Source organism: Bacteroidota bacterium, assembly GCA_018816945.1.
In the GTDB taxonomy this organism is placed as follows: Bacteria; Bacteroidota; Bacteroidia; order Bacteroidales.
In genome coordinates this window covers 1-17,249 of the sequence record JAHIVC010000037.1, presented here as the reverse complement: position 1 = coordinate 17,249, position 17,249 = coordinate 1, and the positions used below count along the sequence as shown (strand labels likewise).

The following is a 17,249-nucleotide window of genomic DNA, read 5'->3' as shown; positions in this document are numbered from 1 at the left end:
TCGTACAACTCTTAATTTAAAACTTTCTTCATACATTATAAATCCTGTCATAAGTTTACTTTTTGTGTAAACCTATTTTAGGACAAGACAGGGTGACACCCTGCAGGGTGTCACCCCTGGATTATCAAGGTGGAATGACTTCCTCGAAAAGGACGACATCCCAGAGACTGAAGAGAATGCATACCTAAAGTTTTTTTCTTTGGGATGGCGTCCCTCGAAAAAGGGAAGCCATCCCATCCCAAAAGGCCGGATTTTTTTTATTAAAGTTTTTATACTTTTACACCAAAAAAAGCATGGCCCACAATTTCGATCAAATAATCGACAGAAAGAATACCAATTCTATAAAACACGATATTACACAACAGGTTTTTGGAGCAACAGATATCCTGCCCATGTGGGTTGCCGATATGGATTTTGCCACTCCACCATTTATTGTTGATGCCCTCAAAAAAAGGCTGGATCATCAGGTACTTGGCTATAGCATCCGACCCGATTCTTTTAACCAATCCATCATTGATTGGATGGATAAAAAGCATGGCTGGAAGATTGAAAAAGAATGGATCAGATTCACGCCGGGAATAGTTCCTGCAATTAACCTGAGTGTCATTGCATTCAGTAATCCTGCGGACAAAATATTGATTCAACCACCCGTTTACCACCCTTTTTTCCCTGCAGTGACAGATCATGGCCGTGAACTTTTGTTTAACGAATTACAATTGAACAATGCGGGGAATTATGAAATTGATTTTGTCGACTTGGAAAATAAATTGAAAGATTCCACTTTATTTATTCTGTGCAATCCTCATAATCCGGTAGGTCGGGTTTGGACACTTGATGAATTAACCAGAATTGGTAATTTATGCGTCAAACATGATGTGATCATACTCTCGGATGAAATTCATTCTGATTTAATTTTACCGGATTACAAGCATATTCCAATCGCCTCCATATCGGAAAAAATTGCCCAGAAAACAATCACTTATTTAGCGCCAAGTAAAACATTTAATATTGCCGGTTTGGGCACTTCAATTGTGGTCTCAAAAAACAAAAATCTTCTTGGGTCCCTTCAAAAACAGATTGACATTTTACATTTGGGGATGGGAAATATTTTTGGTGGAGTTGCACTTGAAGCTGCATACACACATGGTGCAGAATGGGTTGATGAATTAAATAAATACATAGCTGAAAACATAAAATATGTGAATGATTTTCTTTTTGAAAATCTACCTCAAATTAAACTGATCAAACCTGAAGCAACTTATTTATTGTGGCTGGATTTCAAGGAGCTGGGCATGGATGAAACAGCATTAAACAAGTTCCTGATCGAAAAAGCAAAACTGGGATTTAATAAAGGATCGATGTTCGGTGCAGGAGGTGAAGGGTTTCAAAGAATGAACGTAGGATGTCCAAAGTCAATAGTGGTTAGGGCGATGGATCAATTGTATACTGCAATAAGTAAAATATAGAAGAGGAGTTAAGAGTTATGAGTTATCAATTTATCTTGCGTCTTGTATCTTGTGTCTTGAATCTTGATTCTAAAATATAAAAAATGAAAATAAAAGCCGCCGTAATTCAGGCAACACCTGTATTTTTCGACATCGATAAAACCATCGATAAAGTTGAAAAGCTTGTTGAAGAAAATTCAGTAAACGGAAGTCAACTTATACTCTTTCCCGAATCCTTTATTCCAGGTTATCCGCGTGGTTTTAGCTTTGGAGCCAATGTCGGGAAAAGAACCAATGAAGGTCGTGAATTGTATAAAACTTATCTTGAAAACAGCCTCGAGATTGGTAGCCCACAATTTATCCGATTAGAAAATATCAGCAAAAAATACAAGGTATACCTTGTAATAGGGGCAACAGAAAGGGAAGCCAATAATGGAAGCCTCTATTGTTCCATGTTTTATTTCTCCCCAAAAAATGGATTTTTAGGTCGTCATCAAAAAATAAAGCCAACCGGTGTTGAGCGCCTGGTTTGGGGCGAAGGGGATGGCAGTTCACTGGTTACATTTGATGCCAAAATTGGTAAATTAGGTGGCTTAATTTGTTGGGAAAATTATATGCCCGAAGCACGGATGAGCATGTACCAAAAAGGCATTGAAATTTATTTGGCCCCAACTGCCGATGCACGCCCATCATGGACCGACACCATGAAGCACATTGCCTTGGAAGGCAGATGTTTTGTTCTGGGCTGCAATCAATTTTTTACTAAGGCCGATTATCCAAAAAAATATCAAACATTAGTTGAAGAAGAGCCGGAAATGCTTTCAGCCGGAGGAAGCATCATCGTTGCGCCAAGCGGGGAAGTAATCACCGGGCCGCTTTTTGGAAAAGAAGGTGTTTTAACCGCCGAGTTGGATTTAGGTGAAATCAGTAAGTATAAAATGGACTTTGATGTAATAGGTCACTATTCCCGCAACGACATCTTTGACTTCAAAGTCGGCAAACAACCCGAAATGCATAAAGAGTCCTAAAATTTTCATAGGCAACTATAATACATTTATCCAACTATCAAATTCATTGATCGATAAAATAGAATTATGATCATTTTTGTATGCTTTTCATTACAAAATTTAAGGAATAAATGATCCATTCCATTGGTTTTCGTAGTAATTTTGCAAAGAATATAAAACTTAGACGATAGCATATTTGCAATTTTAAACCATGTTTGATTTAGCCTTCATTACAATTGTCCTGACCATCATTATCATTTTCGCGGCATCAATGCTCAAAGGGATCACAGGATTCGGGTTTGCGCTTATCGCGGTTCCTTTGCTCTCTCTTATCTTTCCGATGAGCATGCTGGTACCGGCCTTCGCAATGTTTAATGTGGTTACCAGCGCTTATATTTTATTCGGGCTCAAGGAAAAAGCGAAGTGGTATTATATCGTCCCGATGTTTGTTGCAAGTCTTGGAGGAATCCCTTTAGGAATCTATGCTTTGGAATATATGCATGAAGATACCTTGAAAATAGTTACCGGCCTGATCGTGATCATTTTTTCATTGAAATTATTGAAAGGGGTTGGACTAGCCAAAAAACGAATTAAACTACCCGTTGTTTTTGCAGGTTTTTTAAGTGGAATTCTAACAAGTAGCGTATCGATTGGTGGGCCACCACTGGTAATTGCCATGAGTCGTAAAGGGTATAACAAAGAAATATTTCGCGGCATTTTTTCCTGGTTCACGGTTTTCACTTCATTATTTGCCACAGTGGCTTTCTATGTCAGGGGATTTCTGACTCCCGAAACGATTAAGTTTACGGCCCTTGCTTTACCTTTATTGATACTAGGATCGGGTTGGGGAAATAAAATAGCACAAAAAATCCATCAGGAACAATTCAGAAAATTGGTAATCTACGTGAATGTAATAACCGGCTTGATTATTATCATTACCAGCCTGCTTACCAAACAACCTTAATAATTACTCCCAGGGTTTAATTATCACATCGATGGCTCCAAGTCCAAATTTGGAAATCGAAGCACCATGCACTTCTACACTTTCGTATTCCTTCAACATTGTTATGATCGCATTTTTCAGGATGCCATTTCCCACTCCATGAATAAAAGTGACTTTTTTGTAATTATGAAGGATGGCACTTTCGAGGCAATCTCTAAAATATTTTTTTTGCAAAGCGAACATATCCCGACTTTCCATTCCCGAAATGTTATCGATCAATTCGGCAATATGTAGATCTACCTCAGCAATTCTCGGTAAAATCTGATGCCTGTCAATCAATGGTACTTCTTTTTTTTCTGCTGCCCTAACAATTTGTGGTTCTTTATCCTCCCCTTTAAACTGTTCTGCACCGAACTTTTCCTGATTAAGCATTTCGTTTAAAGAAAAAACCAAAGCCTTCTGTTTTACTAAAGCTGAATAATGATAACTATTTTCGTTATTCAGTTTATTGCTCTTAATTCTGAAAACCGCATTGGCTGGCATCATAGCACTACCCGATTTCATATTGTGGTAAAGAATCTGAATGACCCCTTCCTTCCACGCTTCCATTTCATCCCTTTCAAGACTATTGATGAGTAATGCAGATTCAGATTCGATTGAATTATAATCGTAACCGGTATAAGCACCTTTTGAATCTTTCAACATTAAATTATATAAAATATCAAATGGGGTATGATTCACAATATAAACATCCAAAACGCCTGTGATCATCCATCTTTGATCTTGTGGAACCAGAGCCAGGTATACGCCTTCAGCTTCATCGGTAACCTGATTTAATTTAAGCAAATGGGTTTCTGCCTCTTGGTTTTCTTCGGCATAATTATTTGTGGAAAGGTCAACTTTAAAATCTTCCCTGAACATATTTTCGGCATGACCTCCTTGTTCAACAACCACCAGTTCGGTAATCATGGTAGGAATATCGAAACCATCCTCCACTGCAACATTCACCATTTTCGGGTTTAAAATCTTGCTTACGACTCCACCACCTGATTCATTTAAAAATTTAACCCGATCTCCTACTTTCAATCCCATGGCTTTATTTTTCAAATTAAATTATTCGGTAAAAATAAGCATATGTAAGTTAAGAAATTTATTTATTTTCCGGAGTCAAAATCGCGGCCCATCCTCCACCGGGAGCAAGCTCAACCGTAAACAAATCATCCTTACTTACAAATCCATTTAACGTTTTATAATCGCTAGCATATCGATGCGCATTTTTGCCGTCCTGAAAAATTTGAATCTTATATTTACCTTCGGGTAAAAAGGAAAAATCAACCTGAATACTTCTTGGATCCAAATTCGACATTGCTCCAATGTACCAGTTATTCCCATTTCTTCGTGCAATGGCAACGACCTCCCCTATTTTTGCTTTAAGCACTTTTGTCTCATCCCAAACGGTGGGGATTTTTGAAATAAAACGGGTGCATTCATTTTCTTTAATATAATTTGAAGGATTATCGGCAAGCATTTGAAGCGGGCTTTCAAACACCACGTACATGGCTATTTGATGGCAACGGGTTCCCAAACTCATCGGTCTGTTCCACGAAATATGGAAATTTTTAGGCTGGGCATTCACCATAGCCCCCGGTGTATAATCCATTGGCCCGGCCAGCATGCGAATAAACGGAATCGTAACATTATGGGTGGGTGTTTGGGTATCGGCCCATTTATTATGTTCCAAACCTCTCACTCCTTCACGGGTTATCACATTCGGAAAGGCTCGTCTTAAACCTGCCGGTTTATAGCTTCCATGAAAATCAACCAGCAGACGATGCTCAGCAGCTGCACGGGCAATTTTTTCATAATAATTTACCATCCACTGATCATCACGCTGCATAAAATCAACCTTTATTCCTTTGATGCCCCATCTGTCAAATTGGGCCAATGATTCTTCTAATTGATCGTCGAGGGTTTTCCAAACTACCCATAAAATTACCCCAACGCCTTTCGACTTGGCATAAGCGGTTATTTCATCCATATTAATTTCAGGAACTATTTTTGACAAGTCGCCCAATACATACCAACCTTCATCCATGATGATGTATTCGATTCCATATTCTGCAGCAAAATCGATATAATATTTATAGGTTTGAGTGTTCACCCCGGCATTAAAATCCACCCCATAAACATTGTTGAAATTCCACCAATCCCAGGCAACTTTCCCGGGCCTGATCCAACTTGGATCATTAATTTGCGATGGTGTTGCTAAAATATAAGTGAGTTGGTTGGTAATTAAGTCGGCATCCGATTTCGCGATTGCAACGATCCTCCAGGGGAAAGTTCTTTTACCTTTTGTGATAGCAAGATAATCTTCCCTTTCAACAACTTTCACACTTCTGTCATTTTCCTGAACTACTTTTTTGGGATAGGCCGGAAAAGTCCCGCTCAGTTCAAACTCTCCATTGGAAGGTTTGAGCCACATACCGGGATAATCAGTCAGATCGGTTTCGGTAATTACCAATTTGACTCCATTTTCAGCTTCGGCCAACATTGGCAAACTGCAAAATTTTTCCTCAGTTAATTCAGAAATTTTATAGTTTTTATAATATCTTTCGTTATGTGAATGAAAGCTGGTTTCTTCAGGGAAATAAGTCATAAAATCGTTGGAAAATCTAAACGCAGCCTCTTCCGATTTAATCTTAATGTCATCCTTGAAATTTGTTTTGAAACGATAAGCAATCCCTTCATTATAAGCACGGAATTCTATCCGGAATTTTTCTTTAAAAACAAATTCTAATGACCTGTAATTATCAATAATCTCAGAACTTTTTACTGCGACTACAGGCTTCAAAATTTCATTGTGTTCATCCCTGATCACCTGAACAACAACAGGCAATTTTCCTAACACTTTTTCATCAACCGCGAGCGATATGCGTGAATAATCTAGTACATTCTTACCATCAACTTTAATCGAATAACGAATATCATTTTCAATAATGACAGTTACTTCGATTGAATTATCGGGCGATTTTAAATTGAATATCTGAGCCTGAACAGCGGCTGCTGAAACAAGGGTCCAAAATATTATAAAAAGAAGAAAAGTGGTTTTTTTCATAATGAGATATTTTACAGGAATGAATTAAAACCGTAAATTTAGCCAATCTAATATGAATAAAAAAATTGAATATGAACAAACAAATTTCTATTGAGCGAATCTATAATCTTGACATGAACAGTGGTCAAACAGAACCTAAACAAAATCTGCTAACCAAGGAAATATTTTATGATGCACAAGGAAACCCGACCAAAGATATCAGCTACAATCCTCCCGGAGTTGTGGACCAAACAATAGAAAGCAAATATGATGATCAAAACAGATTAATTGAAGAATCGTGCCTTGACGGTGAAGAAGAGTTGCTCGAAAAAACATTTTTTGAATGGGATGCCAAGGGGAAAAAAATTAAAGAAGAAAAACATTATCTCGATGGATCGATAGATACGACAGTTTTCACCTATAATCAGGATGGTCATCTGATTGAAAAACTCTGCAGAAATGATGATGATGAAATGGAATATAAAGAAGCATTTAAATTTGAAGGCAAACAATTGGTTGAATACATTAGGTATGATGAAGATGAAGAAATAGCAGAAAAAAAATCATTTACGTTGAACGATAATAAATTAGAATCAGAAGTTCACTGGACAGCGGAAGAAAAAAGTGAAACGAAAAAAGAATATCGTTATGATGAAGAAGGGAATGTTGAAAAGGAATTATACTATAATGCAAAAAAACAATTAGTTAAAAAAATTGAGTACCAAAAATATCGAGGTCGTTATATTGAGGAATTTATTGAAGAAGATGCTTATCAAAGAAATACCACCAAGCTTGAATATGATGAAAAAAACAATATCATACTGCAAGAGCAATTTAATCGAAATGGGGAGATCAATCATCGGGTTGAACGCATCTTCGATCAAAATCAGCGCTTAGCAGAAACAATGACCTATGTGAATGCAAAAGGCCAAGGAATGAATCTTCATTTTAAAGAAGTTCATCAATATGAATATTTTGATTGAGTAAGCAAAATCAGTCTTTTCTGAGAAGAATATTTTTCGTCTTCCACCTGCCTGTTAAATAATAGAGATACGATAAAATCAAGCCTATTATCCAGGCAATAGGGATTCCCCACCAAATACCAACGGGACCCATTTTTAATGAAAGATAATAACATACGGGAATCCGAACAATCCATAGTGCGAAAAAGGTAATAAACATAGGAATAAGCGTATCGCCTGCCCCCCGCATTACCGCACCAATGGTAAACATTGCGGTAAAAGTGATGTAGAAAAAACTAACGATATGCAGGTATTGAACTCCAATAACAATCACATTTTCATCGGAAGTAAATAAATGCATCAGTGGCCTGCTGAAACTAAATGCAATGACTCCAACAATCAGTGCAATTGCCGATGTGGTATAAAAAGTTGCCATCAATCCTTTTTTAACCCGTTCAGGCTTATTTGCCCCAAGGTTTTGCCCCACAAAGGTTGATAAAGCGGCAGCAAACATCATGGCTGGCATCGATGCAAAAGCGTCAATACGAAATACTACCGAATAGGCTGCGGCTGTGTCAGTACCAAAAGGATTTACCAGCCAGTACATCACCATCATACCGAGTGCAACAAAGACCTGCTGAAAACCTATCGGAAAACCTATTCGTGTACTCTGTTTAAAAATCACCTTATCAAATACAAGTCTTCGCCACGAAAGGTTGATCACTTCGTGCGTACGATTTAAATAAATAATCGCAGTTATGAATGCTCCTGCCTGGGATAATAATGTTGCAAAAGCCACTCCGGCAATTCCCCACTTGAACCACAAAACAAACACAAAGTCAAAAATCACGTTGGCAAGGGTGGCAACTATTAAAAAATAAAGTGGTGTTTTTGAATCACCCAATCCCCTTAAAATTGCACTGGTTCCGTTAAATCCGAAGAACAGTACCAAACCTGCCAGATAAATTCTTAAATAGGTTACTGCATCGGGCAATACTTCTTCAGGGAGCTTGATGAGTCGAAATATTTGCGGGGCGAAAATGATCCCAAGCACACTCACGATAATCGAGGCAAAAAACAGAAATATATACAAGGTATCGATGGCCCTTAAAATTTTTGGCATATCCTTGGCCCCGTAATATTGAGCAATCACGATAGTTGAGCCGGTAGCTATTCCGATAATTAGGGAAATCAGAGTAAAGATGATAGGAAAAGATGCCCCAACTGCAGCCAGTGCTTCTTTTCCGATATAATTCCCAACTATAGCGCTATCTACCACATTGTATAATTGCTGGAAAACATTCCCCAGCAACATGGGCATCGCGAATTTAAAAATCAATGGCCCTTCTTTCCCTACGCTTAAGTCTTTCAATTATTTGATTTTTTTGAAATCAGTAATTCTTCAGTAAATTATAGTTGACACTGCTTATTTCTTATCACGCTTTAAAAAACTGGTGGGAGATGTCATATCCTTGATCCCGGTTTTCAGATTGTTAAATTCCGATGATATATCCTTAATATCCTTTGTGATCTCATTTTTGTCAGTGACTTTTTTGAGTTCTTTAACTCCGGATCCCATACTCTTCATCAACTCAGGGATTCGTTTGCCACCAAACAATACGGCTATTGCCAAACCAACAATTATTAATTCGGGTCCACCCATCAAGCCGAGGAGTACCATCAATAGATTCATTACAGGTTTCTTTTTAACAAAAGTAGTAAAACAAATTTAGAATCAGCTATTTGTTCAAATTATGTTAATTTTGCAATGATTTTCAGTCGGTTCTATCGCTGTCCCGACCCGATTATTCGGGATCGGGAGAGAGGAAAGTCGGGACAACACCGAGCACCATACTTCCTAACAGGAAGGTTCCGATCATATCGGAAACAGCAAGTGCCACAGAAAATAACCGTCCCGATCTCGTTTTACGAGTCGGGATAAGGGTGAAAACGTGAGGTAAGAGCTCACGGTTCGGTAAGGCAACTTATCGTTCGGGTAAACCTTATGGGTTGAAAAGCCAAATATACTCCGGTCCCGACACAGTCGGGATAGAAGTTGCTCACTAAATTATGCTTGCATAAACCGGAGCGGGTAGGCTGATAGACCTTGCCAGCGATGACAGGGCTAGATAAATGATAGAAGTCCGCCTTGGCGGATACAGGATCCCGCTTATACGACTGGAAATTTTTAATAAGGCTATTTTTGATCATGATGATTTCATGTTTAAAGAAAGCCTTATTCTTTTTTACTACGGAAACTACTATAATGCTCAAAAACAAATGTGTATTTATTAGTAAATCCTAAAATATTCCAACATTTTTACCGTTAATTGTTAATACTTCGGTGTTAATAAATTAGTTTTGCAGTAAAAGCATTTTTAATCTTAATATTTACCTTTATTTGATATAAAAAATTTGAACATGTATAAAGTTTGGAAATTCTCGTTAATTTTCATTTTTCTGGCTGCAAATAGTCTGCTTTTTGCTCAACAATCAGGTCTGAATCAGGATCCTGAAGCTGCATTCAAAGTGGCTCTTGATTTGTTTCAGAAGGAAAAGTATGGTTCAGCTCAGGCAATATTTGAAAAAATCATGAACGAATCCACCGATCAAGATCAGTCAATCATCATCGAATCAACCTATTATGATGCAATCTGTGCGCTCGAACTTCAACATAAAAACACGGAATTCAAACTTAAAAACTTCATCACTAAATACCCAAGCAGCTCAAAAATCAAACGAATCTATTTTCAACTTGGGAAATATCAATTCAACGAAAAAGCCTATAAAACTGCCCTCGAATCCTTTCAAAAAGTTGACCGGAATGATTTATCAAAGAGTGAACTTGACGAGTATTATTTTAAATTAGGTTATTGTTATTTAAAACTCGATGATACAAAAAATGCCAGATTATCTTTTAATCAGGTAATTACCGCCAATTCAATGTATTCTCCCCCGGCAAAATACTACGTGGCCCATTTGGCTTACCTTGAGAAAGATTATGATAAGGCGTTGCCGGTTTTTGAGAGTTTGAAAGAGGATAAAACTTACCGCAATATTGTTCCATATTACCTGCTTCAAATTTATTATTATCAAAAAGAATTTGAGAAGATATTACAGGATGGCCCAAACCTTTATAAAACAGCCAATAATAGTCTACATGCCGACATGGCTAAATTACTGGGTGGAGTTTATTACCACACCGGTGATTTTGCTACGGCCATAACTTATTTTGAAGATTATAGCCGTTATTCGAGGGAGAAACCGGATCGCGATTTAGGTTATCAGTTAGCTTATTGTTATTTGAAATCAAACCGATTTAAAGATGCCATAGGGTACTTCCAGGAAGCGACCTTACAGAAAGACATTCTGGCTCAAAATGCATATTATAATCTTGGTTTATGTTATTTGGAAACCAATGAAAAGCAATTTGCAAGTAATGCATTTCTAGCCGCTTGCAAAATGGATTTCGATAAAATAATCAAAGAAGAAGCATTGTTCAATTACGCTAAATTGAGCATCGAACTTTCGCACGACCCATACAATAATGCAATAAATTCACTTGAACAATATTTGACAAACTATCCTAATTCACCCAGAAAAGATGAAGCCAACAATTATTTGGTTCAACTGTATATCTCGACCAAAAATTATAAGGCTGCCCTTGGGTCAATTGATCGCCTAAAATCCAAGGACCCGAATTTCGTTCAATCTTATCAAAAAATTTATTTCTATAGCGCTATTCAATTATTTAATGAGAAAAAATACGCCGAATCGATTGAGTTGTTCAAAAAAACCATCGAAAATAGCTACGACAAGCAAATAACCGCTGAATCTAATTACTGGATTGGTGATGCTTTTTACAGATTACAAAATTATTGGGGAGCCGATAAATACTTCAATGATTTCCTGATAAATAAAGATGCCCGTAATTCGGAGTATTATGGAATTACAAAATATAACCTGGGATATATTTATTTTGATAAAAAAGAATATGATACGGCTATTAGCTATTTCAGTGATTTCCTGAGATCACAAAAAGGTGTCGATGCGCAGTTTATCAATGATGCAAATTTACGAATTGGTGATTGTTATTTCATTACCAAACGATACACTGAAGCGATTAACAGTTATGAGGCATCTTCCCGGTCAAATTTGTCTGCTAACGATTATGCCATTTTTCAAAAAGCCCTGGCTTATGGAGCATTGAGCAGGTATGTTGATAAAATTACAGCTTTAAGCAACTTGGTCAGCACAAATAGGAGCAGTTCATATTATGATGATGCACTTTATGAACTTGGAACTACTTACCTTATCAGGAATGATAACAATGGCGCCTTACAGTATTTCAACAAATTAGTTGCTGAAAAACCTAATAGCACTTATGCCAAAAAAGCTTTATTGCGCAGTGGATTAATCTACTATAACGACAATAAAAATAACCTGGCAATTAACGCGTTAAAAAAAGTAATTTCCGATTATCAGGGAACTGCCGAATCTACAGAAGCACTCGCCAGCTTAAGAAATATTTATGTTGACATGAATAATGTGGATGAATATTTCAGGTTTGCAAACAGTTTAGGTATCTCTTCCATTCGTCCAACCGAACAAGATTCTCTTTCTTATTCGGCTGCAGAAAATCAATACATGGAAGGGAATTATGAGGTGGCGCTTAAATCATTTAAAACTTATTTAAATAATTATCCAAACGGCAGATACTTAATCAATTCTAATTTTTATTTAGCCGAATGTGAGTTCTTGAAAGAAAATTTCATTGATGCGCTGAGAGGATATAATTTTGTGATTTCCAAGCCGCAGATGCGTTTTACTACAATCGCTTTAAGAAAAGCTTCCCGTATTAATTATAATTTAAAGAATTATGCCGAAGCTTTGAAAAATTATAATCTATTAGGAGAGTTGGCAGAGGATAAAGAAAGCTTGCTAGAGGCCTACGAAGGTAAAATGCGCTGCAATTATTTATTAAAAAATTACCCATTAACCATTGATGCTGCTAATGCTTTACTAAAAAGTGACCGCGTAACAAGCGATCAAATCAGCGAAGCTCACTTCTTACTTGCTCAATCTTATTATTCTTATGATCAACTTGGGAAAGCGTTGCAGGAATTCAAAATAAGCGCTCAACTTACTACAAATGAAATGGGTGCGGAATCGAGCTATATGATCGCACAGATCAATTTCCTCCAAAAGAATTACGACGAAGCCGAAAAGGTTATTCTCGACCTTTCTAATAAATATGCATATTATGATAATTGGGTTGCCAAAGGATTTATTTTACTTTCTGATGTTTATATGGCATTAAATAATACTTTCCAGGCAAAACAAACACTTCAGAGCATTATTGATAATTATGCCGGACAGGACCTGGTTGATATCGCAAAGCAGAAATTGAAAAAAATTAACGAACAGGAAAACAAATAAAATATGTTCACAAAACAATTGATCAGAAACATAGGAATCATTTTAATTTGCGTTACGTTCATTATCTTCTCTTCTGTGCAGTTAAATGCACAGACTACGAAACATACAGAAGAGATTACCATCGTTGGATCATTTGAACCAACAATTTCAACTGCTTTTAAAATCAATTTAAATCCAAAACTTAAGGATGACGAATTGAAACTGCCAATTTTAAATTACACCCTGAAACCAATACAGCTATTAACCTGGTTTGATCTGAATCCAATAAAACCGGCGGCTATTAAGGGAGAACGGCTCAAACCTCTCTTCAAGAATTTTATTAAAGCAGGATATGGCAATTTTGACACTCCGTATCTCGAATTTTTTGCATCGAATTTGCGATCGGATGAATATGCTTTTGGAGTTCATCTCAAGCACCATTCATCTGCGGGCAAGATTAAATATTACGCCAATAGTGCATACAGTGATAATTTAGCCGAAATTTTTGGGAAAAAGTTTTTCAAAGATCACACCTTAAGCGGACGGATTATTTACGATCATCAAATAAATCATAAATACGGTTATAACCCTATTTTATTCATAACCGATCCTCTACCCGATAAATTAACAAAGCAACGCTACCAGATGGCCGGGGCTAATATTTTATACAACAGCAATTTCATAGAAACCGGAAAAGTGAATCATTCCTTTGGTTTAAATTATTATTTCCTGAAGGATATCAATCAAACATCGGAGCATAATGTAAATTTCATCAGTCGATTCGACAACACCTTCAAATTCTCAAATCTGACCGAAGAACAAAAATTAGGATTGGTTATTAATGCTGATTATTACAATTATGCAGACACATTAAATTCTGAAACTAAATTTTTAATCAATATTAAACCATATCTGGAAACTAAGCTCGAACAATATCAGTTTTATGCAGGAATAAATGCAATGGCCGAAATTGACAGCACATCAACTTTTCATTTCTACCCTGAAATTAAGGCCGGTGTGGAGATTATCCCAAAATCACTTATCGCGAGTGTAGGTATTACAGGGGGGTTCTCTAAAAACAGTTTTAATTTGTTACGCAACATGAATCCTTTCATAAATTCTGTAATCCCTCAAACCTACCAAAACAACAAATTTGAGGTATTTGGTCAGATAAAAGGAAGGATTATACAAGGATTTGATTTTGATATTACATTATCGAACTCATCTATAAAGAACATGCCCTTTTTTCTGAACGATAGTTCAACTCAATATTTCAACTCATTTGAAGTCATTTGTGATGACGTCAACTTATTACATGGCCGGGCTACTTTCAGTTTTCAATCCAAAGAATCCATTAAAATTTTATTCAAGGTTAATTTTTATGATTATACCATGGATAAAGAATTTAAGCCTTGGCATAAGCCGGAATATGATATTACCCTCTCTGCACGATTTACCCTTCTTGATATCATTTTTATCAGAGGAGAAATTGTTAGTTATGGTAAAAGCTATTCAAGGATCTACGAATATCAATTCAATAACCCAATCCCTTTGGTGCGTTATCCCTTGATAAAAAGTTGGGTTGATGTTAACTTAGGGATTGAGTACCGCTATAATAAGAACCTATCAATTTTTGCAGATTTCAATAATATCGGTAACACCTCTTACATGAAATGGTACAATTATCCGGTTCAAAAATTTAGTATTCTTGGTGGATTAAGCTACTCATTTTAAGATCTTTTTATCGCTAACTTTCAGAGACCGAAGTTGCGAGCAGAATACCGCCAAATTATTCACCCAAAAATGTTTAAAACTCAGCTATTTTGCCTGAATTTCATAGGCTTTTATAGCTAAATTATTTGTATATTTGTTTCTTTACGAAAAACAACTTAACTGCTTGATTATGACTGAGGAAGAAAAAAGGGAAAGTGCAAATTCAAACTACAATGCCGATAACATTCAGGTACTTGAAGGACTCGAGGCTGTTCGGAAGCGACCATCGATGTATATTGGCGATACCAGTAAGCGTGGATTACACCATTTAGTATACGAAGTAATTGACAATTCGATCGACGAAGCATTAGCAGGATACTGTGATCAAATTGATGTTTTAATACATAAAGACAATTCTATTAGCGTTTCAGATAACGGACGTGGAATTCCTACCGGCTTACATGAAAAAGAAAACCGTTCGGCATTGGAAGTTGTAATGACGGTTTTACATGCCGGTGGCAAATTCGATAAAGGATCCTATAAGGTATCCGGTGGTTTACACGGTGTTGGTGTATCTTGTGTTAATGCGCTCTCTGCAAATCTAAAAGCTACAATATACCGTGAAAATAAAATATTTTTTCAGGAATATAAAATCGGCAAACCACAAGAAGATGTAAAAGTTATTGGTGAGACTGACAAAAACGGAACTACCATCTGGTTTAAACCTGACCTGACAATTTTCACTGAAAGTGTTTACGAATTAGACATCCTCAGCACCAGATTGCGGGAATTGGCATTTTTAAATAAAGGAATCCGGCTTTCAATTACCGACGAAAGAATCGAAGAAGCTAATAATTTCCATCCAAAAACGAACTTTTATTCGGAAAAAGGATTAGCTGATTTTATTGCATACTTAGATGAAACCCGTGAAAAACTGATGCCTGATCCTATTAATATCGAAGGTGAGAAAAATGGCGTTCCGGTTGAAATTGCGATGCAGTACAATACCTCATTTTCAGAGAACCTTCATTCCTACGTAAACAACATTAACACTCACGAAGGTGGAACCCATTTATCAGGATTCAGAAGGGGTTTGACCCGAACACTAAAAAGTTATGCCGATAAATCAGGAATGCTGGCAAAATTAAAATTCGACATTAATGGCGACGACTTCCGCGAAGGATTGACCGCAATTATTTCCGTAAAAGTTGCCGAACCTCAGTTTGAGGGTCAAACTAAAACCAAACTGGGTAACTCGGATGTTATGGGTAGCGTTGATCAGATGGTAAGTGAATCACTCAACAATTACCTTGAAGAACATCCCAAAGAAGCCAGAATTATCGTAAACAAAGTTATTTTGGCTGCCACGGCCCGTCATGCTGCTCGTAAGGCACGTGAATTGGTTCAGCGTAAAAATGTTTTGACAGGATCTGGATTGCCGGGAAAACTTTCTGATTGTTCTGAAAAGGACCCTGAAAAGTGCGAAATTTATTTAGTTGAGGGTGATTCGGCCGGTGGTACTGCCAAACAAGGTCGTGACCGGGCTTTTCAGGCTATTCTTCCTTTAAGAGGAAAAATCCTCAATGTTGAAAAAGCAATGCCATATCGAATATTTGAAAATGAGGAAATAAAAAATATGTTTACTGCCCTTGGTATCACTATTGGAACAGAGGAAGACAGTAAAGCATTAAATCTCTCAAAACTTCGTTACCATAAGGTAATAATCATGACTGATGCTGATGTAGATGGAAGTCATATTGCAACATTATTACTTACCTTTTTCTTTCGTTATATGCACGACCTGATTGAAAGAGGTTATGTATATATTGCAACACCTCCTCTATACCTAATTAAGAAAGGAAAAGAACAAGCTTATTGCTGGACCGAAGACGAGAGGGACCTATTCGTTCAAAAACTTTCCGTGAATGGAAAGGATACAGGTATTCATATTCAGCGATACAAAGGCTTGGGAGAGATGAATGCTGAACAACTTTGGAGCACGACCATGGATCCTGAGTTCAGAACCCTTCGTCAGGTAACAATTAATAGCGGCACAGAGGCCGACCGCGTATTTTCGATGTTAATGGGAGATGAAGTGCCACCCAGACGGGAATTCATCGAAAATAACGCAAAATACGCGAGAATCGATATTTAATCAAACAATTCCTCGTGGCAAGCCACGAGGTTTCCTACTACTCTCCCCTGAATATCAGGGGACCTGCCATGCCGCAGGCTGGGATGTCAGTCGAAAGACTGACAGAGGGGTAAAATAAAAAAATTAGTATCTCAACCAGAAGCTGAAATACTAATTTTTTTATTTCACTTACATTTCCAAACCTCTATTCAGGAATTTAACCATCGGGCTTAATAAATTAAACAATTTCAGCACAAATTCTGCAAAATCGGCTGACAAACATTGCTCATTCGTTACCTCGTGTAACAATCCGTATGATTTAAATTTCAATAATTCGATATCAGGGAAATCAGGTGAAAATTCTTTGGGTGGCCTGACCAATTTTTCACCACTTATTTCTTTAAAATATTTTTTGCTTTCTTTATTTTCCAAAATACTTTTAAATTCATCCACGTGATAATAAATTTCCTGTCTTACCTTTTTCAAAACAGGTGCCGGGGGCATATAAATCCCTCCGGCAATAAACGAGTTGT

General features: G+C 37.0%; 12 protein-coding genes and 1 other RNA gene. 8 read left to right on the top strand and 5 right to left on the bottom strand.

What is annotated here, in order from left to right:
- Positions 1-293: 293 nt before the first annotated feature.
- From KKG99_06490 to KKG99_06480, 3 genes are all read left to right on the top strand, one after another.
- The gene (locus KKG99_06490; GenBank protein MBU1012633.1) at positions 294-1,466 is read left to right on the top strand and encodes a PatB family C-S lyase; all 1,173 of its coding nucleotides are present in this window, start codon (positions 294-296) and stop codon (positions 1,464-1,466) included.
- 83 nt (positions 1,467-1,549) lie between these two features.
- Positions 1,550-2,473: a carbon-nitrogen hydrolase family protein gene (locus KKG99_06485; protein ID MBU1012632.1), complete on the top strand. Its 924-nt coding sequence runs from the start codon at positions 1,550-1,552 to the stop codon at positions 2,471-2,473.
- Positions 2,474-2,663: 190 nt separating this feature from the next.
- Positions 2,664-3,416: a sulfite exporter TauE/SafE family protein gene (locus KKG99_06480; GenBank protein ID MBU1012631.1), complete on the top strand. Its 753-nt coding sequence runs from the start codon at positions 2,664-2,666 to the stop codon at positions 3,414-3,416.
- A gap of 3 nt (positions 3,417-3,419) precedes the next feature.
- Here the strand turns inward: KKG99_06480 and KKG99_06475 are convergent, their stop codons facing one another.
- Together KKG99_06475 and KKG99_06470 are read right to left on the bottom strand one after the other, a co-directional pair.
- The gene (locus tag KKG99_06475; GenBank protein MBU1012630.1) at positions 3,420-4,487 is read right to left on the bottom strand and encodes a DUF2027 domain-containing protein; all 1,068 of its coding nucleotides are present in this window, start codon (positions 4,485-4,487) and stop codon (positions 3,420-3,422) included.
- A gap of 58 nt (positions 4,488-4,545) precedes the next feature.
- Entirely contained in the window at positions 4,546-6,510 is a 1,965-nt protein-coding gene (locus tag KKG99_06470; GenBank protein MBU1012629.1) for a glycoside hydrolase family 97 protein, read from the bottom strand.
- A 71-nt stretch (positions 6,511-6,581) separates the two neighbouring features.
- Between KKG99_06470 and KKG99_06465 the strand changes: the two genes are divergently transcribed.
- Entirely contained in the window at positions 6,582-7,472 is an 891-nt protein-coding gene (locus tag KKG99_06465) for a hypothetical protein (GenBank protein ID MBU1012628.1), read from the top strand.
- A gap of 10 nt (positions 7,473-7,482) precedes the next feature.
- Here the strand turns inward: KKG99_06465 and KKG99_06460 are convergent, their stop codons facing one another.
- Positions 7,483-8,823 (bottom strand): MATE family efflux transporter, encoded by a 1,341-nt coding sequence (locus KKG99_06460; protein MBU1012627.1) that lies wholly within the window; start codon positions 8,821-8,823, stop codon positions 7,483-7,485.
- Positions 8,824-8,877: 54 nt separating this feature from the next.
- The gene (locus KKG99_06455; protein MBU1012626.1) at positions 8,878-9,144 is read right to left on the bottom strand and encodes a twin-arginine translocase TatA/TatE family subunit; all 267 of its coding nucleotides are present in this window, start codon (positions 9,142-9,144) and stop codon (positions 8,878-8,880) included.
- A gap of 79 nt (positions 9,145-9,223) precedes the next feature.
- Here KKG99_06455 and rnpB point away from each other — a divergent pair.
- The 4 genes from rnpB to gyrB all read left to right on the top strand — a co-directional run bounded on the left by rnpB (position 9,224) and on the right by gyrB (position 16,737).
- An RNA gene (gene rnpB / locus KKG99_06450) (RNase P RNA component class A) lies at positions 9,224-9,640 on the top strand.
- Positions 9,641-9,872: 232 nt separating this feature from the next.
- Entirely contained in the window at positions 9,873-12,890 is a 3,018-nt protein-coding gene (locus KKG99_06445; GenBank protein MBU1012625.1) for a tetratricopeptide repeat protein, read from the top strand.
- Positions 12,891-12,893: 3 nt separating this feature from the next.
- Positions 12,894-14,603 (top strand): hypothetical protein, encoded by a 1,710-nt coding sequence (locus KKG99_06440; protein MBU1012624.1) that lies wholly within the window; start codon positions 12,894-12,896, stop codon positions 14,601-14,603.
- A 169-nt stretch (positions 14,604-14,772) separates the two neighbouring features.
- Positions 14,773-16,737, top strand: coding sequence for a DNA topoisomerase (ATP-hydrolyzing) subunit B (gene gyrB / locus KKG99_06435; GenBank protein ID MBU1012623.1), 1,965 nt, complete (start codon positions 14,773-14,775; stop codon positions 16,735-16,737).
- Positions 16,738-16,905: 168 nt separating this feature from the next.
- Here the strand turns inward: gyrB and KKG99_06430 are convergent.
- A partial coding sequence (locus KKG99_06430; GenBank protein MBU1012622.1) for a DUF2461 domain-containing protein occupies positions 16,906-17,249 on the bottom strand: 344 nt, incomplete at its 5' end.

Bases quoted from the DNA above. Each gene is read 5' to 3' on its own strand.
- KKG99_06470 (MBU1012629.1), bottom strand. From the start codon at position 6,510: ATGAAAAAAACCACTTTTCTTCTTTTTATAATATTTTGGACCCTTGTT.
- KKG99_06445 (MBU1012625.1), top strand. From the start codon at position 9,873: ATGTATAAAGTTTGGAAATTCTCGTTAATTTTCATTTTTCTGGCTGCA.
- KKG99_06475 (MBU1012630.1), bottom strand. From the start codon at position 4,487: ATGGGATTGAAAGTAGGAGATCGGGTTAAATTTTTAAATGAATCAGGT.
- KKG99_06480 (MBU1012631.1), top strand. From the start codon at position 2,664: ATGTTTGATTTAGCCTTCATTACAATTGTCCTGACCATCATTATCATT.
- KKG99_06485 (MBU1012632.1), top strand. From the start codon at position 1,550: ATGAAAATAAAAGCCGCCGTAATTCAGGCAACACCTGTATTTTTCGAC.
- gyrB (MBU1012623.1), top strand. From the start codon at position 14,773: ATGACTGAGGAAGAAAAAAGGGAAAGTGCAAATTCAAACTACAATGCC.
- KKG99_06465 (MBU1012628.1), top strand. From the start codon at position 6,582: ATGAACAAACAAATTTCTATTGAGCGAATCTATAATCTTGACATGAAC.
- KKG99_06490 (MBU1012633.1), top strand. From the start codon at position 294: ATGGCCCACAATTTCGATCAAATAATCGACAGAAAGAATACCAATTCT.
- KKG99_06440 (MBU1012624.1), top strand. From the start codon at position 12,894: ATGTTCACAAAACAATTGATCAGAAACATAGGAATCATTTTAATTTGC.
- KKG99_06455 (MBU1012626.1), bottom strand. From the start codon at position 9,144: ATGAATCTATTGATGGTACTCCTCGGCTTGATGGGTGGACCCGAATTA.